We start from the raw sequence: 25,036 nt of genomic DNA, 5'->3' as shown, positions 1-25,036 counted from the left end.
AAGTTAGATATGACTAACTTGGTCCTCTGAAAAAATGCGCCCTGCGCCTGTATTTCTGACTGATATCATATCACTGTTATGGTTGGCGTGCAATGGGCAGTTCACGATTCTTCAAAAAATGTGGTTTTCTCTTCAGCAAACAGTAGAAGATTTGACGGACTTTTTGCTGCAAAACCATCTCATACCAAGATATATTTTTCAAAAACCGCATCGACTGGGACGGGTTTTCTTATGCCCAAAACTCAGGAAGGAACACGAAATGGAACAGGAAAAGTTGTGTGTTATTAAGGAAAAATCCTACGAAGCCCACATCGACGAGAAAGTCCATGCTGTATCAGTGATCCTTTCTCACTGGTAAAACCAAGAATCACCAGGACATGCAGAACCTGATCGACATCGCCTGTCGGCATTGCGAGATCGCTGACCAGATGTTTGACCGCTGGAGCATCTCCGGTCGCTATCTGGTGTTCGGCGACAAGGCTGATCTTTCTCAACTAAAGGCCCTGGAGCTATATGAGCTGGCGTCTTCTATGTGGACTGTGAGGATGACGAGGACCAGTCCCATGTCTGACCGGTTTACCCGTGCGAGCTTCTTTTCCGGCATAGGCGGATTGGACCTAGCGGCAGGATTTGAAATAGTCCGCTTATACGAGTGAGCGGACTATCCCTAGCTCCGGCGGCCTTTCAGGACAAATCCTCGTCCTCCGACCTGGCGGTCCAAGTGATCTGGGGCAGAATTAGCCCCGTCCCGAGAAAGCGGCGCTGAACCTGAGCTGGGAGGAATGGCTCATGGGATCCCTTCAAAATGGGCGGACGCATCTTATGGTGTGCCGAGCCCGAATGAGTCCTCCGCATGACCGAGGACACGGACAACTTGGTGCTGTGCATGAAACCCCCGGGGAACGCGGTCTGCCCGCCCCAGGTCTATCCCTTTTTCCAGTACATCACCAGGAACGAAACGGGGGTGAGTGTCAATATCTGTCCCTATGGAACAGGAGGTGACCGCTTTCCTGAAGGCCTGCGTTAGCGGCCTTACCGCTCTGTCGGGAGGGATGATGGAGGTGGAGGCAGCGGATCCCCAAAATGTGGATATGGAAGGAATGGAGGATGGCGAAGATGGAGCGTATATGGAAAAAACGCAGACAATGGAAAGGGCAGCAGGAGCAAGAGCAAGCCAAGCAACTGCCCCTGCCGCCGAACAGAAAGGAGAACACATAGTATGAGCTAATTTATGTTTAACAGTCAAAAACCGGGAAAAATGGAATTATGCGATAGGAGCCGCCCGGACGAAGAATGGTTCATCGGGGCGGTTTCTATTTGAAAACCCACAGTTTCCCTAAGTCAAGAGCCGGGAAAAATCACTCAAAAATGTCGCTCTTTCCAAACGAGGGCGCAGAAATGAGCGTTTATGAGAACAGGACTTACCAAGCGAGAAACGACCACCTACATTTGGTTTGACGAGAAAGAGCCGCTGATCCATATCCGCCCCCACAACACCGCCTTGAAGAAGCGGCTTGTTACCTACGCCGAGCAGCACCCCGATGTATGCTGATAGATCGACGCAGACCCAGAAACGGACTGCATGGAGTTTGACATTGAGAAAGACCGCTTCTCTTTCCGCCTGACCGCTCCATACAGCGAGGAACGCCGGAGAGCCGCCAGTAAAGCGGCAAAAGCTGCCGCAAGTAACTTTACAAAAAGTATGATATAATTTTTTGAAAAACTTTTCTCTAGCATTTAGTATTTACCGCTAAAACCGTAGTATATGGGTGAAACAAGAAAGGAGGTGACATGATGAAGAAATCATTGATTTGTTTTTCGAGCGTTCTGAGCAAGCCATACGAGAGTTGGACATTAAATACGGAAAAATTTGTCACAACCTTTCGTACAACATTGTGAACAGCAGACGGGATGCGGAGGAATGTGTCAACGACGCCTACTTAGGTGCATGGAACGCCATTCCTCCAACAAGACCTGAACCCTTGTTATCCTATATCGTGAAAATTGTTCGGAATGTTTCATTAAAAATCTACTATCGCAAGGAGGCAGCAAAACGAAACAGTACGTACACAGTTGCTATGCAGGAAATAGAAGCCTGTATTGCCGACCAGAAAACCGTAGAAGATGAAGTGGAAGCAAGAGAACTTGCCCGTATCATTGAGAGCTTTTTGGATACATTGACCACAAAAGAGCGCATCATTTTCATGCGCCGATACGCATACATAGATACTTATGCAGACATAGCAAAACGCATGGGAATATCAGAAAAAAATGTTTCTGTTCGGCTTTCCCTGATCCGTCAAAAGATGAAACAATATTTGATAGAAAGAGAGGTGTTTGTATGAACACAAAACTGTTTTCCGATGCCATGAATGAAATCGATAGCAAATATTATGAGGAAGCAATGACAGAATTGCAGCCTGATAGATTACATCTGAAATGGTGGAAACTTCACAAGGCAGCAGCTTGCTTTGCCGCAGTTATGTTGATGGGGGTTCTGTCGTTTGGTACTGCTTTTGCGGCCAGCGCAGATTTTAGAGAAGCTGTTATAGGATTTTTCACTGGTGGATTTGTAGAGCAAGGAATAGATGAACAAGGGTACTATTCAGTATATTTTCATGGTGCTGGAAATTCTGACCCTATTACGGTGCGGGATGGTCAAATTTATTTTGTAATGGATAGCTCTGAAATTAACATCACAGAGCAATGTTCCGAAACAACATACTATTCATGTGAAACAACAGACGCGGACGGAAATTACCATGTAATCTTAGTGGGCGGGACACCCGACAATGCAGGATGGGCTGAATTGGTATTTGAAAATGATAGCACTAAAACAGGGCCAATGGTAATTGGAGAGTACGAAGATGAAGAACCAGAATGGTTATTAGCCGGTAAAAAAGCATTTACAGACAAATATATGGCTGACCGTAAATAACGACTGTTACTGCAACTAAGCTTTCAAAAGAGCGACTGACAAAATATGTAGTCGCTCTTTTCTTTATTGGAAAGGAATCAGTCTTTAATTGACGGGATCGCCAACAATGACCGCCGTGTCAAGGAAGTGGAAAAAGCCAGGTCGAAGCGCGCAGGACTACCTCGAAGAAAAAACTTCCATTCAGGAGCGGTTGAAGGATGTAAAACGAGAGTGGGCGGAACGAAAAACGCCAGACAAGCCCGCCCCGCAGAAGAAGTCCCTGTAATTGGGCGACTCATGAGCCGGAGCAAGAAACGGCATCTGGAATGGACGTTCTTCCTGGACGAGAACGGCAGACGCCAGTATAACAAGTTCTGCAAAGGTTGTGTCCATCCCTGTAAGCAGAGTTTTGGGATGATGGCCATTGTCCTGCCCACACTATCTTTCTCATTGTTCTCAAAAGTGCGGGAATTAAGGCTCAAAACAGGCGAAGGAACTGACCAAGACGGCTTTTTCAGGGACCTTCTTTATGATTTTATATATGAACCTGCCGCTCCGATATGAGGGAAAAGTTATTTTTGAATGCCTCACCATAATAGAGAAGGAGCGTCTTCTTCGATTTGGGTCGAGAGTGACACCCTTACTTCTTTTTTGCTATTATTTCTCATCTAATCACGATAGAACCGGAAGAATATTCGCGGTGGTTGATACTGCGAGAATGCGTGTAAACGATCAAAAGGGCGGAGCTGTGGGAAGCTGGCAGCTTTCCCATTGGGACCGTGAATATCTGTTTTCCGTCAGTGGAGCGGACGTTTTTCGCATTCCCATAGTGTGAAGCAGAGTGATAACACACTTGTATATTGCTTTTTCGCAAGAAAGGATTTATAATAAATGAAGTTAGTTATAGCTAACCGCAATTCGACTTCTGGAGGCAGTTATGGGAATATTAAGGGCTTTTTTCAACAATACCCGCAAGCCCGAAGGATTGCTGGGTAGGTGCATGGTGGGCAGCATGAATCGTGCTCATGCTGCCCTTGCGGATTGGGGCCTTAGCTATTTGCCTGAAACAGGTCCCACCGAGATCGCGGAGTTGGGCTGCGGTGGTGGGCGGAATATCCGAGCCCTTTTGCGAAAATACCCTGCCGCGACTGTCGCCGCCTTGGACTATTCAGAAGTATCTGTGGAAAAGGCCAGGAGTGTGAACCGCAAGGGGCTGCAAGCCGGTCGCTGCCGTATCATACAGGGAGAGGTGTCTTGCCTTCCCTTCGAGGATGGCGCATTTGATTTGGTAACCGCATTTGAAACGGTATATTTCTGGCCTGGTCCCACGGAGAGCTTCCGAGAGGTGTACCGAATTCTGCGGCCGGGCGGCATCTTTCTGATCGTCAATGAGTCGGATGGAGAAGATCCCCACGCCAGCAAGTGGCTTTCTGTCATTGATGGGATGAGGATCTTCGATGGAGACCAACTTGCCCGTTTTCTCACCGAGGCAGGTTTTTCTGAGGTCATCCTAAATCGGAATGCGAAAAAGCATTGGCTTTGCGTGCTGGCGATGCGGGGAAACAGCAGCCTTTTAGAAAATGAAGAACTGGGTGGCATCTCATAAATAGTGGAAAATAGTGCGGTCGAGTACGGCATTTGACTTGCCATTCAACCATTGGAATGTTTTTGATGAAGTGTACCGTATATGCTGGAACCAGTGAAACGGACTTTACGACGAATGGAGGAACAGAAGATGTGGAAATACACAATTCAAGTAGGCGGCATGATGTGTGGTATGTGTGAGAGCCATGTGAACGATGCGGTGCGGAAAGCCTTTCCGGTGAAGAAGGTCACCTCATCTCGGAGTAAAAAAGAGACTGTGGTAATCACGGAAGCTGAACTGGATCAAGAGGCTTTACGGGAGGCTATTTCCTCAACTGGCTATGATGTGGGGGAGATTCGGAAGGAGCCTTGGCAGAAGAAAGGGCTGTTTGGCCGATAAGTATCTGAAACGCAGATCAATGGAGAGGAGGCAAGCGGATGCTGGCAGAATGTTTGTCAGAACAGGGAGAATGGACACAAGTGATGCCTGGTGCGCGAGCCTGCCTGTTCTCCCTGCGCGAGAAGACATTCCCTTTGCCCCTTCGGCTGGAGCCTCTGCACTTTGAGGTATTGTTCTGCCTCGCCGGAGGAATCACCCTGACTCGACGGGATGGTACAGTTCTGCGGCTCGGTACCCGGCAGGTGCTTCTCCTCACCGACATTTCTGATCTGTCCGATGCCAGAGTGGAGACCGGCTTAAAGGGTGTTCTGGTGGCGGTGGATGCTCGGGGCGCCCGGGAGAGTCTGAAAACTATTTGCAGCCTGTTAGGCGGTTTGAACTTGAACACGGATCAAGTGCGGCGGTGGATGGTCAGTCGGGGCGGCTGCGCCGTGGAGGGTCCCTCTCACTGGAGCCAGGCGGTCTTTGCTGATCTGGATCGTTTGCCCCGGAGCGAGCGAGCGCGCTGGTGCGTATGGAAGTCGGTAGAACTACTGTATCTGCTCTCCGCCCCGGAGGAACCAGCGGCGGAAATGGCCCCGGTGCTGGATCAGGAGATGACCCGGATTCTGACAGAAACCCGTCAATACATGGAAGCACATCTGGACGAACCTCTCTCCATCTTGAACTTGAGCCGCCGTGCCTGCGTCTCTGCAACGACATTCAAGGAGGGGTTCCGCCGCCTGTACGGGTTGCCGGTCCACACCTGGCTGCAGCAGCGGCGGATGGAACGCGCAGCGGAGTTGCTGCGGGACTCCTCCCTTAGCGTGCTGGGGGTAGCCCAGTCCGTGGGATACAGCAGTGCCAGCCAGTTCTCCGCCGTCTTCCGGCGGCAGTATGGCATGTCGCCAACTGTGTATCGAAAAATGTCTGAACCGGCATAATCCCGTCTGATTCGGTGATACATGGAGCATCCCGTCTGCTATAATATCTCAATACACGGCGGAACGAGCTTGTTTCCGAACAGGAGGAGATCTCAATGAAACAACATCGCTTCTGGGCCTGGGGCGCTGTGATCTGCATGATCATGGTGATGATCACAGGCTACAAACACAAATAATCACATAGCAGAAAGGAAAGATTCTCATGATGAAACACTATGTCAGACTGGCCTGCTTTGTAGGCGGCGCCCTGTTTGGCTCTGCCGGCATAAAGCTGCTTACAAGCAAAGATGCCAAGAAGGCTTATACTCACATCACGGCCGCAGGTCTGCGGATGAAGGAGAGCGTAATGGAGACCGTTACCTCTGTTCAGGAGAATGCCGCCGACATTCTGGCCGCTGCCAAGGACATCAACGAGGCCCGGGATGCCAAGGAAGCCGAGGCTCAGGTGGAAGGTCAGGAAGCCTAAAAACTGCGGAAGGGAGCTGGAAAACGGCTCCTTTTTTCATGAAAGGAGACTTGCATGAGAGCAACCATCGTACACGAGAGCCGGGGCCGGATGCGTCTGCGGCTCCGGCAAAAAAACATGACGATCCACCAGGCGGATCTGCTGGAAACCTGGCTGAAGGGGCAGCACTGGATCCGGGAGGCCGTGGTCCATGAGCGCACCTGCTGCGTCATCGTGACCTATACAGGAGACCGGGAAGCCGTCCTCTCCGCCCTCGGTGCGTTTACCTGGGCCGGGGCGGAGTCGTCCGTCACCCTGTCCGACCACAGCACACGGACTCTGAACCGGGAGTTCCAAGAGAAACTGGTAGGCAAGGTGGCGGTAAAAGCAGCAGCTGCCCTGTTTTTGCCCGCCCCGCTGCGGATTGCCCGGATTGTTTGGCACATGATCCCCTTTCTGCACAGAGGTCTGCGCTGTCTGGGACATCGTCAGATCAAGGTGGAGATGTTGGATGCTTTGTCCATCGGGATCTCCGTCTTCCGCAGGGACTTTGATACCGCCGGCATGGTCATGTTCCTGCTGGAGATCGGGGAACTGCTGGAGGATTGGACACGAAAGAAGTCTGTGGCCGATCTGGCAGAGAGCCTGTCTCTCCACGTGGATCGGGTGTGGCTGAAAACCGAGGCTGGCGAAGTACTTACCCCCATCGGTCAGATCCGGCCCGGCGATTGGGTGGTGGTTCGAGCCGGAAGCGTCATTCCCCTGGACAGCGTGGTGGTGGAAGGGGAGATCACCGTCAACCAGGCATCCCTCACCGGTGAGTCCGTCCCCGTAGCCAAGGGGCCCGGCGGTACAGTTTACGCTGGCACTGTGGTGGAGGAAGGCGAGTCCGTGCTGGAGGTAAAGCAGGCCTCTGGCCAGAGCCGCTATGACCAGATCGTGGAGATGATCCAGCATTCAGAGCAGATGAAGTCCGCCGCCGAAGCCAAAGCATCCAACTTGGCAGACAAGCTGGTACCCTATACCTTTGCCGGCAGCCTGGTGAGCCTTGCGCTCACCAGGAACTTGACCCGGGCCTTGTCGGTGCTCATGGTGGACTTCTCCTGTGCCCTGAAGCTGGCCATGCCCCTGGCGGTACTCTCTGCCATGCGTGAGGCGGGGCGGGAGCACATCACGGTCAAGGGAGGCAAGTTCCTGGAGGCTGTGGCTAGCGCCGATACTATTGTCTTTGACAAGACCGGCACCCTCACCCATGCCCGCCCCCGGGTGGCCTGCGTCGTCCCCTTCAACGGAAAGGAAGAAGCGGAAATGCTGCGTCTTGCCGCCTGTTTGGAAGAACATTTCCCTCACTCCATGGCCAACGCCGTGGTGGAGGCGGCCGAGCGTCGGGGGCTGCGCCACGAGGAGCGCCATGGCAAGGTTGAGTATCTGGTGGCCCACGGCATCGCAAGCTCAGTGGACGGGGAACGGGTACGCATTGGAAGCGCCCACTTCATCTTCGAGGATGAGAAGTGCGTAGTTCCTGCTGAGGAGCGGACCAAGTTCGACGCGCTGCCTTCAGAGTTCTCCCAACTCTATCTTGCCATCGACGGGGTACTCTCCGCCGTGATCTGCATCTCCGATCCTCTGCGGGAGGAGGCACGGGCGGTCCTCTCTGCTCTGCGGAATCTGGGCGTAAAAAATCTGGTGATGCTGACCGGGGACAGCCCCCGTACCGCTGCTTCCATTGCAGAGCAACTGGGGGTAGACGACTTCCGGGCCGGGGTTCTCCCAGCGGATAAGGCAGAGTATGTGGCTGCTATGCGGCGGGAGGGGCACACCGTACTGATGGTGGGGGATGGCATCAACGACTCTCCGGCCCTCTCTGAGGCGGACGCCGGTATCGCTATCAGCGACGGGGCCGCCATTGCCAGGGAGATCGCTGACATCACCATTGCCGCCGACAGTCTGTGGGAGCTGGTGCGCCTGCGGCAGCTGGCCATAGGTCTGATGTGCCGCATCCAGAACAACTACCGCTTTGTCATCGGGTTCAACGGGGCACTGATCGGTCTTGGCGTGGCAGGTATCCTGCCTCCAACCACCTCCGCCATGCTCCACAACCTGTCTACCCTTGGCGTAAGCCTCCACAGCATGACTGCACTGCCCCAGCCAAAACAAAATAAAGTCTCCTGACAAAGCCCGGCGCATATGCGCCGGGCTTTTTCGTATTCCACTTGACAAACTACTGCTTCAGTCGTATTATAACAGTGTTATATAACGCTGTTATAAGGAGAGAGTCTATGGAAGAAAAGTCTAACGCCACGCTGGAAAAAATCCATGAGGCGGCCATGGCCGAATTTCTGGACAAGGGCTTTCAAGGGGCTTCTCTGCGGCAGATCGTGAAAAATGCCGGGGTAACCACCGGTGCGTTCTACGGTTATTTCTCCAGCAAGGAGGCGCTTTTTGCCTCCATCGTGGAGCCGCACGCGGCTGCTTTGATGGGGCGGTTCATGGAGGCGCAGACTTCCTTTTCCGAACTGCCTGAGCAGGAACAGCCGGAGCACATGGGGCTGGAGTCCAGCCAGTGCGTGAATTGGATGGTGGACTATATCTGCGACCACCGGGAGCCGGTGAAGCTGCTGCTGTGCAAGGCCGAGGGCACCAGCTACGAGCACTTTGTCCACAACATGGTAGAGGTGGAGGTGGAGTACACGCTCCGTTACATGGATGTTCTCCGCCGCCTGGGCCGGGAGGTCCCGGAACTGAGCCAGTCTCTTTGCCACATCATCGCCAGCGGAATGATGGGCGGCCTTTTTGAGATCATCGTACATGATATGCCGAAAGAGCAGGCCCTGCGGGATGTAGAACAGTTCCGCACTTTCTACACGGGTGGATGGCTGAAATTGATGGGGGGATGACCCCTATCTTTTTTGAATATTAGTTAGTTATTACTAACTTGAAGAAGGAGGTTTTTCCATGAAGCAGAAGAAAAAGAGTGATGTTGCGGTCCTGCTGGACTACGCAGGCAGTCACAAGAGGCTGACCTTCCTGGGGCTGGCTCTGTCGGCGGTATCCATGCTGTTGAGCATGGCACCCTACATTTGTATCTGGCTGGTGGCCCGGGATCTGATCGCTGTGGCGCCGGACTGGACCCGGGCGAAGGACATCGCTCAATACGGCTGGCTGGCTTTTGGCTTTGCGGTGGCCGGCATCGTCCTGTACTTTGCAGGATTGATGTGTACCCATCTGGCGGCCTTCCGCACAGCGGCTAACATTCGCAAGCAGGGCGTTGCCCATGTGATGAAAGCCCCGCTGGGCTTCTTCGACTCCAATGCCTCCGGCCTCATCCGGGGACGGCTGGATGCGGCGGCGGCCGATACCGAGACCCTGCTTGCCCATAATCTGGCGGACATCGTAGGCACCATCACCCTGTTTGTGTCCATGCTGGTGCTGATGTTCGTCTTTGACTGGCGGATGGGCGCGGCCTGCCTGCTGGCGGCGGTGATTTCCATTATCGCTATGTTCTCTATGATGGGCGGCAAAAACGCCAAACTGATGGCAGAGTATCAGGCAGCCCAGGACCGTATGACCAAGGCGGGCACCGAGTATGTCCGGGGCATTCCGGTGGTCAAGATTTTCCAGCAGACCGTTTATTCCTTCAAAGCCTTTCAGGAGGCCATTGAGGATTACAGTTCCAAAGCGGAGCACTATCAGGGCGATGTGTGCCGTGTGCCCCAGTCCATCAATCTGACCTTTACTGAGGGCGCTTTTGTGTTCCTGGTGCCTGCGGCTCTTTTCCTGGCTCCCGGAGCTCTGGCCGGCGGTGACTTTGCGGGATTTATTACAAACTTCGCCTTTTACGCGGTGTTCTCCGCCATCATTTCCACCGCGCTTGCCAAGATCATGTTTGCCGCATCCGGTATGATGCTGGCCAGTACTGCGCTGGGGCGCATTGACCAGGTCATGTGCGCTCCTGAACTGAAAGTGCCTGAACACCCTCAATCCCCCGGAAGCAGCCGTGTAGAATTTGAAGATGTGAGCTTTACATACGACGGGGCCCAGACCTCTGCCCTCTCCCATGTGTCCTTCACAGCGGAGCCGGGACAGACCGTAGCCCTGGTAGGGCCCTCCGGCGGCGGAAAGACCACCGCTGCCAGTCTGATCCCCCGCTTCTGGGACGCCACCTCCGGCGTGGTGAAGGTGGGCGGCGTGGATGTGCGGCAGATCGATCCCCATGTACTCATGGATCAGATCGCCTTTGTGTTCCAGAACAGCCGCCTGTTCAAAGCCTCCATTTTGGAGAATGTCCGGGCCGCCCGTCCCAACGCCACCCGGGAGCAGGTGCTCTCGGCGTTGAAGGCCGCCCAGTGTGAGGACATTCTGGAGAAATTGCCCCAGGGCATGGACACCCTGATCGGCTCCGAGGGGACTTATCTCTCCGGCGGCGAGCAGCAGCGCATCGCCCTGGCCCGGGCCATCCTGAAGGATGCGCCCATCGTTGTGCTCGATGAAGCCACCGCCTTTGCTGACCCAGAGAACGAGGCGTTGATCCAAAAGGCGTTTACCGAGTTGACCCGTGGCCGCACCGTTATCATGATTGCCCACCGCCTGTCTACTGTGGTGGGTGCGGACAAGATCCTGGTGTTGGAGGAGGGACGCATCGTGGAGCAGGGCTCCCATCAGGAGCTGACTGCCTCCAGCGGCCTCTATGCCCGGATGTGGGCGGATTACAACAAGGCAGTCCAGTGGAAGATCACCAGCGAACAGTGAGAGAGGGGTGAAGAATATGTTCAGCAAAAACTTTCAGAGGAAATACGCCCTCACCGACCAGGGCGTCAAAAATGTCAAAAAGGGAACCTTCTGGACGGTCATTGTCAACCTTGTCGTCATGGGCGGCATGAGCATCCTGTATCTGCTGATGTACAGCCTGATGGGAACCTTTACAGATGACCAGCCGCTGCCCAACGCAGCCCTCCTGCTCGGGCTGGTGGTTGTATTCCTGATTCTTTCCTTTGTGACTCATCTTCAGCAGTACTACGCCACCTATGGACTAGTCTATAACGAGGTGAAATCCACCCGTCTCAGTCTGGCGGAGCGGCTGCGCAAACTGCCTTTGGGCTACTTCGGCAAGCGGGATCTGGCGGATCTGACCGAGACCATTATGGGCGATGTGAACCGCATGGAGCATGTCTGGTCCCATGTGCTGGGTTATCTGTACGGTGCCTATCTCTCCACGACGATTATCGCGGTGTGCCTGCTGGTGTATGACTGGCGGCTGGCCATCGCCTGCCTGTGGGGTGTGCCGGTGGCTTTTGGCCTGCTGTTCGGCACCCGGAGGATTTCCGCCCGGACCTCTGAGCGGACGAAAAAAGCCGCGATCCGCGTCTCCGACGGCATTCAGGAAGCTCTGGAAAATGTCCGGGAGATCCGCGCCACCAATCAGGAGGAGCGCTATCTGGCCGGGCTCAATCAGAAGATTGACGACCATGAGAAGGTCACCATCCAGGGCGAGCTGGGGACCGGCATCTTCGTCAATGCGGCCAGCGTCATCATGCGCCTGGGGGTAGCTACCACCATTCTGGTGGGAGCCGGCCTGATTCTTTCCGGGCAAATCGACTTCATGCTGCTGTTTTTGTTCCTGCTGGTTATTACCCGCATGTATGCGCCTTTTGACCAGAGCCTGGCTCTCATCGCTGAGATGTTTGTGTCCCAAGTATCCGCCGACCGCATGAACGAGATCTACGACACCCCCACGGCTGAGGGTGCGGAGGTGTTTCAGCCCAAGGGCTACGATATTGAGTTCGACCATGTGGGGTTTGCCTATGACAGGAAAAAAGTGCTGGACGGTGTGAGCTTTACCGCCCGGGAGGGCGAAGTGACTGCCCTGGTGGGTCCTTCCGGGTCCGGTAAGAGTACCTGCGCCCGACTGGCTGCCCGGCTGTGGGATGTAACAGAGGGAAGCATCAAGGTAGGCGGCGTGGACATCTCCACGGTGGACCCGGAGGCATTGCTGACCGATTACTCTATGGTATTCCAGGATGTGGTGCTCTTTGACGACACGGTGATGGAGAATATCCGTCTGGGCAAGCGAGGCGCCACCGACGATGAGGTGCGGGCCGCGGCTGAGGCCGCCAACTGCGGGGAGTTCATCTGCCGCCTGCCCCAGGGATATAATACTCCCATCGGGGAAAACGGCGCAAAACTCTCCGGCGGAGAGCGGCAGCGCATCTCCATCGCCCGGGCGCTTTTGAAGAACGCCCCCATCGTCCTGCTGGACGAGGCCACCGCCAGCCTGGATGTGGAAAATGAGACAAAGGTGCAGGGTGCGCTCTCCCGCCTGCTGACAGGCAAGACGGTGCTGGTTATTGCCCACCGGATGCGTACTGTGGCGGGAGCCGACCACATTGTGGTGCTGGAAAACGGCCATGTGGCCGAGCAGGGTACGCCTGCGGAGCTGATGGAGCGCGGAGGCCTCTACCGCCGTATGGTGGAGCTCCAGAGCGAGAGTGCCCGTTGGCAACTGGGCTAATTATTTCGTTTATTCAAGTTCATTCGAACTTTCCTTCGGGAGTACAACATCCTCTGATCGTTCCAGTAAGATACGGACGTTTTGGTTGAGGGTGTCGTACTCCCGTTCTTTCTGTTGAGCCTTCCTGTATTCCGATTGCAGGGCGGTCCTTCTGGCGGTGAGCTCATCCATTTCGGCCCGGAGCCGCTGGGCAGCGGGCAGGGGTACGGCGTTCAACCGTTTCAGTTCCCTTGCCGCCGCCTCGAACAGGATGATCTCACTCTCATGCCCCCGGAGAAATTTCTCCTTGTCCCTGGACTGGCGGTATTGGTCATACAAGGGGCGAAGCTGACGATAGGTGGCGGCGTGCTTCATGGTGAGGGTCAGCCACTCCATTTCCTTTTCGGTTGCCCGGAGATCCGCCTTTACCCTGCGGTGGCTGCCACTCCATTGCGCCGCTCAGACAGTTTCTCTAAACTTCCAATGCCATGCCCCGTCAGGAAGCAGCGTTTCCGCTGCCCGTATCAGGTTCTCGATGGTTGCCCAATGTTTGTAGCCGGCGCTCTGCTGGGCTTTGATGTTGTTCTGGATGTCGATGAGTAAACTGGGTCTCCCGGTGAGCTGTTTCGGCTGGCGGGAGGGGCAGGGCCTTCCGACAATCCGAGTGGCCAGGGCTTCCTCGGCATAGTCAGCGCCCAGGGTTTTCAAACGGGTAAACTGCTTCTGACCCGGAGTCCTGGCAGATATGTACTTGTCCCATTTCAGTTCATCCCCTTTCCGCTGAAGGCGACGGAGCGGGTCCTCCAGGTCGGTGCAGCCGGGCAGGAGCCGGTTGATGACGGAGCGGAACTTCACCTTGTAGCTGGTGATGTTCTGTTCTGCTCGATGCTCAATATAGCTCTTGCCCTTATCCCAGCCGGAGACAATGACGGACAGACCACGCTCCTTTCAGATCCGGTCACTAGTGCGGCGGATCTCATGGTAGCTTCTCTTGTTGGAGTGGTAGTGCCGGTGATCCTGGAAACTGACCGCATTGAAGATCCGGTGATTATAAGCATGGTCCTTGTCAATGTAAAAGGTGTGGATATTCTGGCATCTGCGGGTACGCTTGGTTTTGGAAGTCTCAAAATCTGTGTTCAGGTTAAGTCCACGGACGCGCCAGTGGATTGGATGGTTTTGGATGGGCGGTGTGATGAAAAACTTTGGTGCAGAATACGGCTTGTTAGTGTCATGGAGCGGTTTCAAATCTTCCATTATCAATGAAACCGCCAAACAGTTCTTTGAAATTCGTCTTTGGACGCATAAGGAAATCAGTGAAGAGTTCTTGCGTTACTACGATCAGATGGATGATGAGATAAAAGAGCTGATTCCACTCAAAAAGATATGGGTGGTAAATGGCAATGACAACTAACTAAGGTAGTTATCCAAGTTAAAACTGGATTGCAATTAACATGGTTTGAGGTTTCTTTTTAAAGAAATGAAATGGCTTCATTTTACTGGGAAACTGCAAGCCATGTTTTTCACGATTTTTTTAGTCTTACTCACCGAATGAGATCCTTTTGACAAATCAAAACTTTCATGTTACAGCATAGATAAAGAACATTTGTTCTAACTATAGCTGGTACACTGCCAGCATTTTTTAGTCGAACAGACATACATACCAAACTGAATCACACAGATAGGCACCGAGCAAGGTGCTGTTGTTGTGTTGCTCAGAAATGGTATGTATGTCTTTTTCTTTTGCAGTCGGAAAGGAGGAATGTTGTATGAAAGAGTCAATCTACAAAAGCTATGAGGAACTTCCGCTGTTCCTGAATGCCGAAACGGTGGCAAAGGTGTTGGGTGTCGCCCCATCCACAGCTTACGAGCTGATGCACGAAGCGGATTTTCCAACCCTGAAGATCGGCAACCGGATGGTTGTCCCGAAGGAGCAGTTCATTGCCTGGGTGCAGCCGCATACAGAGGGAGGGGTTCAGTGAAGCATCAGAAGTGACCAAAACGTGATCCAATCAAAAACTATTTTCCAGTACCAAATGAAGTGTTCCTGTTTGGTCTGTCACCGGGAGAGCTGGCGGTGTATTCTTACCTACTTTTCTGCGAGGACAGAAGTACTTATCAGTGCTGGCCCAGTTTCAAAACCATCGGGAAGGCCATCGGAATGAGTCCCAACACAGTGCGAAAGTATGTACGAATGTTGGAAGAGCGAGGACTCATCACCACAGAGTCGACCAGCATCATCACGAAGGACGGTCAAAAGCGAAATGGGAATCTACTCTTCACCATCCGTCCGATTCAGGAAGCAGTAGAGCAATTCTACCAGCAGCAGATGGAGAAAATATCTCTGGATGTACAGAGGAAGAAAGCATCAGGTACGAAAGCCAGGCAGGAACGCCCTGCGTGACCGGCTGTGTGGGCTTGTGTGAGGCTTTCCTGGTCGAGGTAGAGAAACAATACCCAAACCCACAGCAACACCGGTTTGGGCCAATTTTGAGGCAGTTTGAGGAAGCACATCCTATCGCAGCAAAAGGAAAAGAGAGGGTTTCCATGTCCCCTAATAATGTTTTATAGAACATTATTAGGGGGATCGAAGGATGGAGCCTCCTGTATAAAAACTGCGCCGCATAAACAAAGAAAAGGACTTTGGGGATATGACCCAAAAAAGAAAAAATCCTGAAGATCAGATGGAGACAAAGCTGGATCTCCTCGCTGTCCCACCTGTGTGGGCCTGTGTGCGGCTTTTGCCGGGAGGGTAAGGAAACAACCCCCTCGCTCCCATGCCAGCCCCTGTTTGGTCGTTTTTGTGGAGTGTTTGGGAAGGCAGGATTTTTGTAGGTTAGCCAGCCAAGCAAGACCGAGATCCCATTCACAAATCAGCCAAATTTGACGAGTTCTATGGCCTGTTCTAAAGAGCGGTTTCCTCCGAAAAACAGAGGTGACACATGGGGTCGAAAATGAAGCAGGATAAAAAGGCTCCCATAAGGGAGCCTTTTCTGTCATGGAAAAGAAGCTGTGCCGAAGGGGAAGAAACCGGGAGGACGGCTCTTGAAAATGCGCGGGATCCTTGTATATAATGAGAACAGAAATTCCGATCTGTAGGAAATTTACAGAAGGGCGGTGGCAGTATGAAACGGTATTTCTCGATCCGGGAAGCAGCTGAAAAGTGGGGTGTTTCCGAGCGGAGAATCAATCAGTATTGTATTGAAGGGCGGATCCCCGGGGCACAGAAAGTCGGACGGGCATGGACAATCCCGGCCGGTGCGCGGAAACCGGAAGATCCCCGTCAGAACCGCCGGAAGGCTGCTCCGGTCATGTCCGGATCTGCTGTGGGCGGCACTCTGCTGGATCATACAAATTTCATGCCGCTGATGAGTACTCCGTTCCAGCCGGGACACTGTCTGGAGGCAGTGGAGGCCATGGCGGCAGGCCCTCAGCGGGATATAGCGCTGGCTGAGTACCACTATTTCTGCGGTCAGCCCGAGGCAGCAGTCCGGGAGGCAGAAGCCTATCTCAGCAGCCCGGATATGGGAGCACGGTTTTCGGCCAGTCTGCTCTATGCCTATGCCAATCTTCCTCTGGGAGCCATTCCGCAGGCCAAGTTTGCCCTGGGACAGCTGATAGCCTTCCTCTCCGAAGCCGGGGAACAGTCGCCTCAGTATCAGGCGGCTTCTGCCTTTGTGGCATCCACCGGTGCGGTTCTACTCCATCTGCCCATGCCCGAGGAGATGCCGGAAATTGAAACTTTCCTGCCGCTGCTTCCGCTGGGAGTGCGGGCATTTGCGCTGTATGTGCAGGCCCATGCCCTCTATCTGAAGGCGGAATATACCCGCAGTGTCGGGATTGTTGAGGCAGCTCTTGCCATGGGTGCATCCCATTATCCCATTCCGGCCATCTATCTGCATCTAGTGTCGGTGATGGATTATATGAGCCTCAAACAGCCCGACCGTGCTGAGGCGCATCTGCTCAAGGCATGGGAGATTGCCCGACCGGATGATCTTATCGAAGGCTTCGGTGAACACCATGGTCTGCTGGGCGCCATGCTGGAAGCAGTAATCAAGCCGAATTGGCCGGAAGATTTTAAGCGGATTATCGACATTACCTACCGTTTCTCTTCGGGATGGCGAAGAGTTCATAACCCTCTGACCGGCCATGATGTAGCAGATGATCTTACCACAACAGAGTTTGAAATGTGTATGTTGGCAGCCCGTGGCTGGACCAATCAGGAAATTGCGGAACATCTGAATATATCGGTAAATACAGTCAAGACACACCTGTCTGAAGCCATGAAAAAGCTTCAGGTGAACAACCGGAAAGATCTGAAAAAATATATGCTGAAGTAAACAGTGCGCTTTTGGCAGGATCCACAAATTCATCACCCATTTCAGGGGTCTGAATGGGCGATAGGCAGAAAAATGCTCTTCTGATATACTATTCTTAGGATATTTTCTGAATCCTAAGAAGGAGGCGGTCTATCATGAAGAAACGGATTCTGTCCCTGTGTATGGCGCTGTTTGTGACAGTGTCCATGCTGCCGGCCAGAGCTTTTGCCAGCCCGGCGGACAGTGGAACAGTGATCGTTACAGCTGGTCTGTGTGAGCATCACACACAGCACGATGAGAGCTGCGGTTACAGCGAAGGGATCGGGGAGATCCCCTGCGGCCATGAGCACAGTGAGGACTGTTATGTCACCGCAGAGCAGTGTGTTCACCAGCATGATGAGGACTGCGGCGGTCTGACCGACCCGGCAGCCTGTACTCATTCATGCAGTGAGGAGAACGGCTGTATTGTAAGCACACTGGACTGCCAGCATCAGCACGATGAGACCTGCGGCTATGCCCCGGCTGTGGAGGGAACTCCCTGCACCTATGAGTGTGAGCTCTGTGCAGCTGCGGCCGTGAACCAGCCGGAGGAAATGCCTGATGCGGACGAGTGCACCTGCGCTGCCCTCTGCACTGAGGGGGCAGCGGATGCGTCCTGCCCGGTCTGCGGAGTGGAAGAAGCAGACCTCACCGCCTGTCAGGGCAAGACTGCGGAGGCAGTCTGCACCTGTGCCGCTCTCTGCACTGAGGGGGCAGCGGATGCGTCCTGCCCGGTCTGTGGAGCGGAAGAAGCAGACCTCACCGCCTGTCAGGGCAAGGCTGCGGAGGCAGTCTGCACCTGCGCCACTCTCTGCACTGAGGGAGCAGCGGATGCGTCCTGCCCGGTCTGCGGAGCGGAAGAAGCAGACCTCACCGCCTGTCAGGGCAAGGCTGCGGAAGCAGTCTGCACCTGTACTGCCCTCTGCACTGAGGGGGCAGCGGATGCGTCCTGCCCAGTCTGCGGAGCGGAAGGGGCAGATCTTTCTGCCTGTGCCGCGCCGGTAATGCTTCCCCTCATGTCACCCAGATCCGGGGAAGAAAGCATCAAAGTGAGCGCAACGACCCTGACTTCCACAACAGACAATCCGGTAGTCTATGCGAGAAATGCCGGATATGGTCATGAGGCTCTGATTATAACTGACGGCGCAAATGAAAGAAACTACAATGTCAAGTGGGATGGTACAACCCTGACCCTCCGGGACGCCACGGTCTTTGTAGAACGCACCGGAGATCTGACAATCGAGTGTATCGGAACAAACAAAGCTACAGGCACTCCGGCTGCGGCGATCCATGTAATGGGAGGAAGCCTGACTTTCACCGGCAGTGGATCCCTCAGCGCTGAGATAGGCGGCACTGGTGGCGAAAGCGCAATTGTCGCCGAAGGAGATATTATTGTCGAAAGCGGAACGATCAGCTCCGACCACGCCATTCAGGCCAGATATAATTTCATCTTCCGGGGTGGTTCTGTCCTGACTAAGCCCAATACAAATGCTTCTGCCCGAAAGCCGAGTATCCAGATCGAACAGGATTCCGGAACGATCGTGGTCGAACCACCGTCCGGAAAGGCGATCGAGCTTGTGGTAAATTCGTACGGAAGGCAGTACTACACCGGGAAGACTGTACTGCCCAAAGAGATGTTCTACGGAAACGAGGCCAGTATAAATGTCACTGCCCCCAACATCTTTGTAGGAGACCTGGGACTTAACGGCAGCATCGGCAATCCTGCCTACGCCAAAACGGATGAAAGCGGAGCTGTCACTGAGGGCGGCGCAGAAGATTATAACATCAAGTGGGACGGCGAGATCCTGACCCTCCGGAACGCCACCATCAAGTCCTATACAGATCTGATGGGTGTCAAGGCTGCTGTCCGCACTACAGATATATGGGACCTGACCATTGCGCTGGAAGGCGAAAAGAATATCATTGATGTTCCTGAGGGCGTCAACGGAATAATCCATAACGGCAGGGTATTTCCCGAGCTTACCTTCAGGGCAAACGCTGCTGGCAGCATTCTGGATATTACAGTCGGAGGCGACAATGCTGTCTATGCCGAACAGTATATGACAGTGGAAAGCGGTACCATCTATATCGATGGCGGCAGCGAGAGCAGCATCTACTGTGAAGATTGGCTTACCATCAATGGAGGTCATGTCGTTATCGGGCAGGACAAGGAAAGTCCTGTGGGAATCCATATGGGAAACGAGTCGTTAGCTAAGCTCGAAATCAACGACGGTACTCTTGAGATTAAGGAAAAGGTAACGACAGGTGTCCTGACTGATTTCTGCTTTGCGATCAATGGCGGAACTCTGGATATCGCAGCGAAAGAAACCGGTATTCACCTGAGCACTACCGGCGGTATGTTCTTCAGCGGCGGCAATTCCACAATTCATGCAGGAGTGACTGGTGTCCTCAACGCAGGCGGCCATGTTACCTTTGAAAACGACTGCGATGTAGATATTACCGCAAAAACCGGTGTTGATACCCTGCAAAACGAAGTCCGCTTCAGAGGCGGCAGCATTTCCATCACAGCCAGTGGAGATACGGCTGTTCATGCCACAGAAGTCTTCTTCACCGACGGCAGCATCTCCATCACAGCCAGCGGAGATGCGGCTGTTCGTGCCGAAGACGCCTGTATCAGCGGCGGTGAGGTCACTGTCACGTCCGCGGGCAGCGCCTTTGCGCTGACTGGTAACATGACAGTCCAGCCTCCCTCCGGCAAGAATATTGCCATGGAGAATGGCGCTGACGCAGCGACCGCCGAACCTGTATTGGGTTCTCCCTTTGATATAGACACTGTTGTCAGCCCCAGCGGCGCTTATTTCCACAGTAAAGTGTCGGAGGACAGCTACGAAATCTATGTGGGAGGAGTGGGATTCAGCGGTTCTCCGGGAAGTCCTGTTTACGCCAGAACCGATGCGTACGGAACGGTTACTGTGGGCGGCAGCGAGAATGATTACAACATCAAATGGGATGGCTCGACTCTGACCCTCCGGAATGCCTACATTACCGGTGTCCGGGTGTCTGTGCAGGAGGCAAACGGAATGCTGTGTGCTGCTGCCATCAGCCGGAAGGGAGATCTTGAGATCGCTCTGATCGGAGAGAACACGGTCCGCACCGGAACAGCGGTGGAAAATACCAGCAGTTATGCGATTTACGCAGACAGCGACAACACCGGTTCCGATGAAAGCGAAACCTGTGTCCTGAAAATTTCCGGTACCGGTACACTGATTGCTGAAAGCAGCGATCTGAATATCAGTACAGACATGTCCTTTAACAGTGCCGGTATTTTCGCTGCGAACTCCCTTATTATAGAAGATGGAGTTACTGTGAAAGCCACCGGCGGCGAGGCTGCTTATAATGGCAGCTCCAGCGGCGGCATCTTTGCCAGCTACAGAGGAATCGGTGACGTCATTCTTTCGGGAGATATTACCGCTGTCGGTGCTGAGGCAGGCGACAGCTATGGCATCCTGATCGGAGACTTCAGTTCCGGTGGTGTGGATATCACGCTTTCGGGTACCATTGATGCACGGAGCGGTAAAGGCAACACTGGCGGGTTCAACTACAGCTACAGCTACGGTATCAGAGCAAGGTCTGTAAATACACTGAATATTTCGGGACGCATCACTGCGCACAGCGGCCCGATTGTGACTGAAAAAGGCAACAGCTATGGCCTGAGCAGTTCCGGTGTAATAACAGTAGAACCGGATGCGTATCTTGAAGCGCACAGCGAAGATGCTAATTTCAGCATAGGAATCTCTGCGCAGGATACATTCACAATCAATGGCGGTACAATCATAGCCGAACCCAGCACCAGCGATAAAACCATGGGAAGCTACGGCATCTCGGGCGAATCAGAAATCATTGTGAACGATGGCTCCCTGACAGCTGTCGGCAGCTGCGCGCGCGACACCAGTTATGGGATCAGGGTGCTGGGAGACTTTACTGTAAATGACGGTTTCGTACAGACTGATTCCGCACAGGTCACCAATACGGAGTACGGCACCGACAGCTATGGCATTACAGCATATAATATCCGTATTGCCGGCGGCACAGTGAATGCTGCAGGTGTTCAGCACGGTCTCCATATCGGATACTCACATACTCCGGGTGTCATCACAATCATCGGCGGTAAAGTTACTGCCACTGCTTCCAATGCGGATGGTCAGGCCATTATGGCAGGAGCAGGTTCTTCTGTCACCGTCCAGCCGGAAGCAGACAGAGTGGTTGAGATAAAGGCCGGCGAAAGCGGAGCTTCCGCCGCAGAGGTGATCGGTTCTCCCATCGGATACTCGGAAAACGGAACTTCGGTTACAGTGAGCGGCCGGTACTTCCACAGCATGGAGAAGCAGGCTCCCAACATCTATGTGGGCGGCACAGGACTCTATGGTACGAAGGATCAGATTGTCTATGCCAGGATTGCTTCGGATGGATCCATTACAGAGGACGGCAGCGCAAATGACTATAACATCAAGTGGGACGGCGAGACCCTGACCCTCAACGGAGCCAGAATCACCAAGGCCCGGACCACTCTTACAGAAACAGCTGCAGTCTACCGTGAAGGCGATCTGAAGATTGAGCTTCAGGGTGTCAACACCATTACCGGTGCGGCAGCAACCGATGCCAGCAGCTATGGCATCCATGTAGTAAAGTCCATCACAGGTACCGATACTGCCCCGGGTGATCTTCTGATCTCCGGCACAGGTTCCCTGACTGTTGCTGCAGGAACGGCTTCCGGTACCAATTCCGACAGCTTCGGCATCTATGTCAGCGGCGGAGTCACTGTCTCCGGCGGCAGCACAGTTATTGCCAACGGCGGTGCGGCTGATTCCCGCAGTATGGGTATCTATGCTGTCAGCCAGATCGGAACTTCCGGCAGTGAAATCTCTGTCACAGGCGGAAAGGCTGACAATATCAGCTATGGCCTTGGCTCTGGCGGCGCGATTACACTCTCCGGCGGAAAAATTACCGCTTCCGGCGGCGAGGCGCTCGAAAGTTACGGCATCTATGCCAAAACTTCCGTTACAGTTGAGAATGATGCCGATGTAACAGCCAATGGCGGCACAGCCATCGATAAAAGCTATGGCATCTATGTATCGAACGGCAGCGTCGGAATTACCGGCAGTACTGTAGCTGCCACCGGCGGCGAGGCAGGTGTGAGCTGCGGCATCTGTGCCGACACCTCCGTTACAGTCGGGGATAACGCCAGTGTGACTGCCGCCGGTGATGCAGCCGCCAGCTTCAGCTGCGGCGTTTATATCGAGAATGGCAGCATGGAAATTTCCGATGGCATCATCACGGTCAACAGCGGCGATGTTTCTGCCCCTGAGGGCGAAAGTTACGGCATCTGTGCATATAACTCCATCACCCTTTCTGGCGGTGAGGTCACTGCCCGGACAGGGGAAGCTTCTCGGTCCCAGGGTATGTATGCTCAGAATGGCGCAGTCAGCGTCAACCCTCTGAACGGCGAGGCCGTTGAGGTTCGGACAGGAGCGGATGAAAGCACCGCCCAGATGATCGAGGGTGCACCCTTCGAAGTCCGGCAGGATATCACCGGACTGATTGCCGGACAGAGATTTGTCCGGACTCTGGCAGGTACAGTCTATACCATTACAGTGGAAGCAAGTGAGAATGGTACCGTCACAGCTCCGGAAAAGGCTGTGGAGGGAAGTACAGTCACACTGACTCCCACCCCTGATTCCGGATACCGGCTTGCACGATGGGAAATTACTCCGGCTGTGGAAATCAGCGGCAACAGCTTTGTGATGTCCGGCGAGCCTGTCACAGTCAAGGCTGTCTTTGAGAAAATCTCCAGCAGTTCCAGCAGCTCCGGCAGTTCCAGCAGCGACAGGAAGCGGGAATTCTGGGAAGATGTCCGGGATGCCATTGAAGATGCAGAACCCGGAGAGACTGTCAAGGCCGAGGCACGCAGCAATGACCGGATGCCCTATTGGGTAATGGATGCCCTGTGGGAAGCCGGAGATATTACGCTCCATATCACCTGGAACGGCGGAGAGGATATCATCATTCCTGCCGGTGCAGCTCTGGAGCCGGAAGCATACAGAATCTACTATCCGCTGTCCTATCTGGCCGAACTGGACTTCACCGTTCCGGCAGAGGAAGACAGTACAACGACCAATCCGGAAACCAGCGGAATCCTGTCCATCACCACTCCGGAGACCCCGGATGAGGAAACTGAGGAAATCACAGATCCCGACCGTGGTCTTGCTGAAACTCCCGAACTCCGGGACGAGGGTGTAGAACAGACAATCTCCGGTGTCGATGAACCGGAGGAGCTCCAGCAGTCCGGCAGCATCCTGCCCTGGATCGCAGCAGCAGGTATTCTGCTGGCTGCAGGCATCGGCGGCTTCCTGTTCTGGAAACGCCGGAAAAAGGACTAAAGGAATAGCTCTGCAAAGGGTTTTCTGAATCAAAGAAGAGACGCTGTCAGCAAAAGGATGCTGGCAGCGTCTCTTTGTTCTGTGCCGGAGCCATAAGGTGTTCAGATGCCAAAAGCAGGTTCTGCAAACCTGGAGCAGGCCATAAGACTGTAAGCAGAACCGGTGCTGCGCGGAAATAAAAGCCGGTGCAGGTCTGCCGCATAATTCTGATCTGAGCCGGAACGAATCCCGGTTTGACAACTTCCTGATAAAGCGATATAAAGAAGATAGAAGCAGACAGGATTCTTTTTACAGGCAATGAGGAGGTATAGCGTGAAATCCAGAATGTTGATTGCGTTGGGGATTGCAGTCTGCCTTTGTCTGGGAGCGTGTTCGCTCCAGGATACAGAGGTTCTGAACAGCGAACCGGAACAGGAGGCTTCCTCTTTTTATACCCCAGTATCGCTGGATTATAAGGTACAGAAACTGCCCCAGGATACCATAGACACTATGGCGGCCGATGGGTTCCAGTGGGGCGGCAGAGGGGCTCCAGAGCTTTCTGTCAAGTGGAAGGGCGATGATGAGCTGCTGTTTTTCCTCTATCGGATCGACCCTTTCCTGCCAAGCAATTCCATGCGGATATTTTCCTATCAGCTCTCGACAAATACACTGTCTTTCCTGACTGAGATCGCAGAATATGATTTAACAGGGAACTGTTTCCAGCAAGGGGAGTTTTCCTATCTGTGCCTGAATCGCCCATATTTTGCCAAGGTTTGCCGGATCGGGAATGGTACTGCGGAAACAATGGAGGTGAATCCATGGGGCGGCGAAATTTCTCCGACCGGAGAGCTGGCAAAGCTCGGCCTGGAAGACAGCTCTGTCACGATCTGTGATTTTTTGGAGCGGGAAGCGGGACAGGAGAAATCTCGTTTTTATGTGGGCGACCAGGAGGAGTATGTCAGCTGGTCTCCGGACAGCCGGTATCTGGCCTTTTATCAGAGTGATAACAGCTGGTATGCCGGGGATTACGGAGTTCTGCATCTCTGTGATGACAGCCAGTATACCATTTACGACCGGGAGGGGAATGTGGTATACAGCGGTGCGGCCGATGGGTTCCACTGGTGTGAAGAGCCGGACTTCTTTACCCTTTTGGTGTCGGACAGAGGAGAGGAACGGTGGAAACTGATCAGCCTGGCAGAAGGAGGGGAATATCTCCTGCCCGCCTATCCGGATGGGCGTATCCTCCTGCAGGAGCCGGATTTCGCATTGATCCTGGTCTATGCGACGGAAAGTGATCCAAAGCAGATCGTATTCGTGGATCACCGGACAGGGGAGTGGATTCCCATGGAAGAGATAGATCTGGAGAACAGCCAGTTGGAAACAGCAGACTATAACAGGGATACACAGACAGCAGTGCTGACCATCTGGGAAGAAGAGGCATCAGAAGGTATTATAGTGGCCAGCAGGCCGGTCTGCTATCAGATCCGCCTGTCTGAGAAATAGCTGGTATTGCATTTTTGAGACGGGATGGCTGCATAAAATAGATAG

The 25,036-nt window shown here is 53.7% G+C and carries 21 protein-coding genes; 19 read left to right on the top strand and 2 right to left on the bottom strand.

Going from position 1 to position 25,036, the window contains the following annotated elements; translation table 11 throughout:
- Positions 1-377 precede the first annotated feature (377 nt).
- From H9X81_RS06915 to H9X81_RS06855, 13 genes are all read left to right on the top strand, one after another.
- The gene (locus tag H9X81_RS06915) at positions 378-656 is read left to right on the top strand and encodes a DNA cytosine methyltransferase (RefSeq protein ID WP_204720824.1); all 279 of its coding nucleotides are present in this window, start codon (positions 378-380) and stop codon (positions 654-656) included.
- Between the two features lie 330 nt (positions 657-986).
- The gene (locus H9X81_RS06910) at positions 987-1,223 is read left to right on the top strand and encodes a hypothetical protein (RefSeq protein WP_204720822.1); all 237 of its coding nucleotides are present in this window, start codon (positions 987-989) and stop codon (positions 1,221-1,223) included.
- 588 nt (positions 1,224-1,811) lie between these two features.
- The gene (locus tag H9X81_RS06905) at positions 1,812-2,345 is read left to right on the top strand and encodes an RNA polymerase sigma factor (RefSeq protein WP_207751038.1); all 534 of its coding nucleotides are present in this window, start codon (positions 1,812-1,814) and stop codon (positions 2,343-2,345) included.
- Positions 2,342-2,938, top strand: coding sequence for a hypothetical protein (locus H9X81_RS06900; protein ID WP_204720820.1), 597 nt, complete (start codon positions 2,342-2,344; stop codon positions 2,936-2,938). The genes H9X81_RS06905 and H9X81_RS06900 overlap by 4 nt, the downstream gene beginning before the upstream one ends.
- Before the next feature lie 66 nt (positions 2,939-3,004).
- Complete coding sequence (locus tag H9X81_RS06895; RefSeq protein WP_204720989.1) at positions 3,005-3,481, top strand: hypothetical protein; 477 nt, start codon at positions 3,005-3,007, stop codon at positions 3,479-3,481.
- A 373-nt stretch (positions 3,482-3,854) separates the two neighbouring features.
- Positions 3,855-4,523, top strand: coding sequence for a class I SAM-dependent methyltransferase (locus H9X81_RS06890; RefSeq protein WP_204720818.1), 669 nt, complete (start codon positions 3,855-3,857; stop codon positions 4,521-4,523).
- A gap of 129 nt (positions 4,524-4,652) precedes the next feature.
- Entirely contained in the window at positions 4,653-4,901 is a 249-nt protein-coding gene (locus tag H9X81_RS06885) for a heavy-metal-associated domain-containing protein (protein ID WP_204720971.1), read from the top strand.
- A gap of 38 nt (positions 4,902-4,939) precedes the next feature.
- The gene (locus H9X81_RS06880; RefSeq protein ID WP_204720816.1) at positions 4,940-5,824 is read left to right on the top strand and encodes a helix-turn-helix transcriptional regulator; all 885 of its coding nucleotides are present in this window, start codon (positions 4,940-4,942) and stop codon (positions 5,822-5,824) included.
- A gap of 202 nt (positions 5,825-6,026) precedes the next feature.
- Positions 6,027-6,290 carry a DUF6110 family protein gene (locus H9X81_RS06875; protein ID WP_430673032.1) on the top strand — a complete coding sequence of 88 codons (264 nt, stop codon included), beginning with the start codon at positions 6,027-6,029 and terminating at the stop codon, positions 6,288-6,290.
- 54 nt (positions 6,291-6,344) lie between these two features.
- Positions 6,345-8,441: a heavy metal translocating P-type ATPase gene (locus H9X81_RS06870; RefSeq protein ID WP_204720814.1), complete on the top strand. Its 2,097-nt coding sequence runs from the start codon at positions 6,345-6,347 to the stop codon at positions 8,439-8,441.
- A 107-nt stretch (positions 8,442-8,548) separates the two neighbouring features.
- The gene (locus tag H9X81_RS06865) at positions 8,549-9,166 is read left to right on the top strand and encodes a TetR/AcrR family transcriptional regulator (protein WP_204720812.1); all 618 of its coding nucleotides are present in this window, start codon (positions 8,549-8,551) and stop codon (positions 9,164-9,166) included.
- A gap of 58 nt (positions 9,167-9,224) precedes the next feature.
- Positions 9,225-11,018 carry an ABC transporter ATP-binding protein gene (locus H9X81_RS06860; protein ID WP_204720810.1) on the top strand — a complete coding sequence of 598 codons (1,794 nt, stop codon included), beginning with the start codon at positions 9,225-9,227 and terminating at the stop codon, positions 11,016-11,018.
- A gap of 16 nt (positions 11,019-11,034) precedes the next feature.
- A complete protein-coding gene (locus H9X81_RS06855; protein ID WP_204720808.1) occupies positions 11,035-12,777 on the top strand; it encodes an ABC transporter ATP-binding protein in 1,743 nt (580 codons plus the stop codon).
- A 9-nt stretch (positions 12,778-12,786) separates the two neighbouring features.
- Here H9X81_RS06855 and H9X81_RS11865 read toward each other — a convergent pair whose 3' ends face one another.
- On the bottom strand, positions 12,787-13,152 hold the full coding sequence (locus H9X81_RS11865; RefSeq protein ID WP_243424064.1) for a hypothetical protein: 366 nt from the start codon (positions 13,150-13,152) through the stop codon (positions 12,787-12,789).
- A 63-nt stretch (positions 13,153-13,215) separates the two neighbouring features.
- Complete coding sequence (locus H9X81_RS11860; protein WP_243424062.1) at positions 13,216-13,611, bottom strand: hypothetical protein; 396 nt, start codon at positions 13,609-13,611, stop codon at positions 13,216-13,218.
- 325 nt (positions 13,612-13,936) lie between these two features.
- Between H9X81_RS11860 and H9X81_RS06845 the strand changes: the two genes are divergently transcribed.
- The 6 genes from H9X81_RS06845 to H9X81_RS06820 all read left to right on the top strand — a co-directional run bounded on the left by H9X81_RS06845 (position 13,937) and on the right by H9X81_RS06820 (position 24,991).
- Positions 13,937-14,167, top strand: a complete 231-nt coding sequence (locus H9X81_RS06845) for a hypothetical protein (RefSeq protein ID WP_204720987.1) — start codon at positions 13,937-13,939, stop codon at positions 14,165-14,167.
- Positions 14,168-14,522: 355 nt separating this feature from the next.
- Positions 14,523-14,735, top strand: coding sequence for a helix-turn-helix domain-containing protein (locus H9X81_RS06840; RefSeq protein ID WP_204720806.1), 213 nt, complete (start codon positions 14,523-14,525; stop codon positions 14,733-14,735).
- A gap of 59 nt (positions 14,736-14,794) precedes the next feature.
- Positions 14,795-15,157, top strand: coding sequence for a helix-turn-helix domain-containing protein (locus tag H9X81_RS06835; protein WP_345941530.1), 363 nt, complete (start codon positions 14,795-14,797; stop codon positions 15,155-15,157).
- A gap of 721 nt (positions 15,158-15,878) precedes the next feature.
- The gene (locus tag H9X81_RS12015) at positions 15,879-17,093 is read left to right on the top strand and encodes a LuxR C-terminal-related transcriptional regulator (RefSeq protein WP_204720804.1); all 1,215 of its coding nucleotides are present in this window, start codon (positions 15,879-15,881) and stop codon (positions 17,091-17,093) included.
- A 134-nt stretch (positions 17,094-17,227) separates the two neighbouring features.
- Positions 17,228-23,509, top strand: coding sequence for an InlB B-repeat-containing protein (locus tag H9X81_RS06825; RefSeq protein ID WP_204720802.1), 6,282 nt, complete (start codon positions 17,228-17,230; stop codon positions 23,507-23,509).
- A gap of 312 nt (positions 23,510-23,821) precedes the next feature.
- Positions 23,822-24,991, top strand: a complete 1,170-nt coding sequence (locus tag H9X81_RS06820; RefSeq protein WP_204720800.1) for a hypothetical protein — start codon at positions 23,822-23,824, stop codon at positions 24,989-24,991.
- The last annotated feature ends 45 nt before the right edge of the window (positions 24,992-25,036 follow it).

Origin of the sequence: Hydrogenoanaerobacterium saccharovorans (assembly GCF_016901815.1) — a bacterium.
GTDB lineage: Bacteria > Bacillota > Clostridia > Oscillospirales > Ruminococcaceae > Avimicrobium > Avimicrobium caecorum.
The sequence above is the reverse complement of the archived record's forward strand: the minus strand, read 5'-3'. Positions and strand labels throughout refer to the sequence as shown.

What these genes read in the sequence shown, in the direction of transcription:
- H9X81_RS06915 (WP_204720824.1), top strand. Translation starts at nt 378, where the DNA reads ATGCAGAACCTGATCGACATCGCCTGTCGGCATTGCGAGATCGCTGAC.
- H9X81_RS06910 (WP_204720822.1), top strand. Translation starts at nt 987, where the DNA reads ATGGAACAGGAGGTGACCGCTTTCCTGAAGGCCTGCGTTAGCGGCCTT.
- H9X81_RS06900 (WP_204720820.1), top strand. Translation starts at nt 2,342, where the DNA reads ATGAACACAAAACTGTTTTCCGATGCCATGAATGAAATCGATAGCAAA.
- H9X81_RS06890 (WP_204720818.1), top strand. Translation starts at nt 3,855, where the DNA reads ATGGGAATATTAAGGGCTTTTTTCAACAATACCCGCAAGCCCGAAGGA.
- H9X81_RS06885 (WP_204720971.1), top strand. Translation starts at nt 4,653, where the DNA reads ATGTGGAAATACACAATTCAAGTAGGCGGCATGATGTGTGGTATGTGT.
- H9X81_RS06880 (WP_204720816.1), top strand. Translation starts at nt 4,940, where the DNA reads ATGCTGGCAGAATGTTTGTCAGAACAGGGAGAATGGACACAAGTGATG.
- H9X81_RS06875 (WP_430673032.1), top strand. Translation starts at nt 6,027, where the DNA reads ATGATGAAACACTATGTCAGACTGGCCTGCTTTGTAGGCGGCGCCCTG.
- H9X81_RS06870 (WP_204720814.1), top strand. Translation starts at nt 6,345, where the DNA reads ATGAGAGCAACCATCGTACACGAGAGCCGGGGCCGGATGCGTCTGCGG.
- H9X81_RS06865 (WP_204720812.1), top strand. Translation starts at nt 8,549, where the DNA reads ATGGAAGAAAAGTCTAACGCCACGCTGGAAAAAATCCATGAGGCGGCC.
- H9X81_RS06860 (WP_204720810.1), top strand. Translation starts at nt 9,225, where the DNA reads ATGAAGCAGAAGAAAAAGAGTGATGTTGCGGTCCTGCTGGACTACGCA.
- H9X81_RS06855 (WP_204720808.1), top strand. Translation starts at nt 11,035, where the DNA reads ATGTTCAGCAAAAACTTTCAGAGGAAATACGCCCTCACCGACCAGGGC.
- H9X81_RS11865 (WP_243424064.1), bottom strand. Translation starts at nt 13,152, where the DNA reads ATGGAGTGGCTGACCCTCACCATGAAGCACGCCGCCACCTATCGTCAG.
- H9X81_RS06845 (WP_204720987.1), top strand. Translation starts at nt 13,937, where the DNA reads ATGGGCGGTGTGATGAAAAACTTTGGTGCAGAATACGGCTTGTTAGTG.
- H9X81_RS06840 (WP_204720806.1), top strand. Translation starts at nt 14,523, where the DNA reads ATGAAAGAGTCAATCTACAAAAGCTATGAGGAACTTCCGCTGTTCCTG.
- H9X81_RS12015 (WP_204720804.1), top strand. Translation starts at nt 15,879, where the DNA reads ATGAAACGGTATTTCTCGATCCGGGAAGCAGCTGAAAAGTGGGGTGTT.
- H9X81_RS06825 (WP_204720802.1), top strand. Translation starts at nt 17,228, where the DNA reads ATGAAGAAACGGATTCTGTCCCTGTGTATGGCGCTGTTTGTGACAGTG.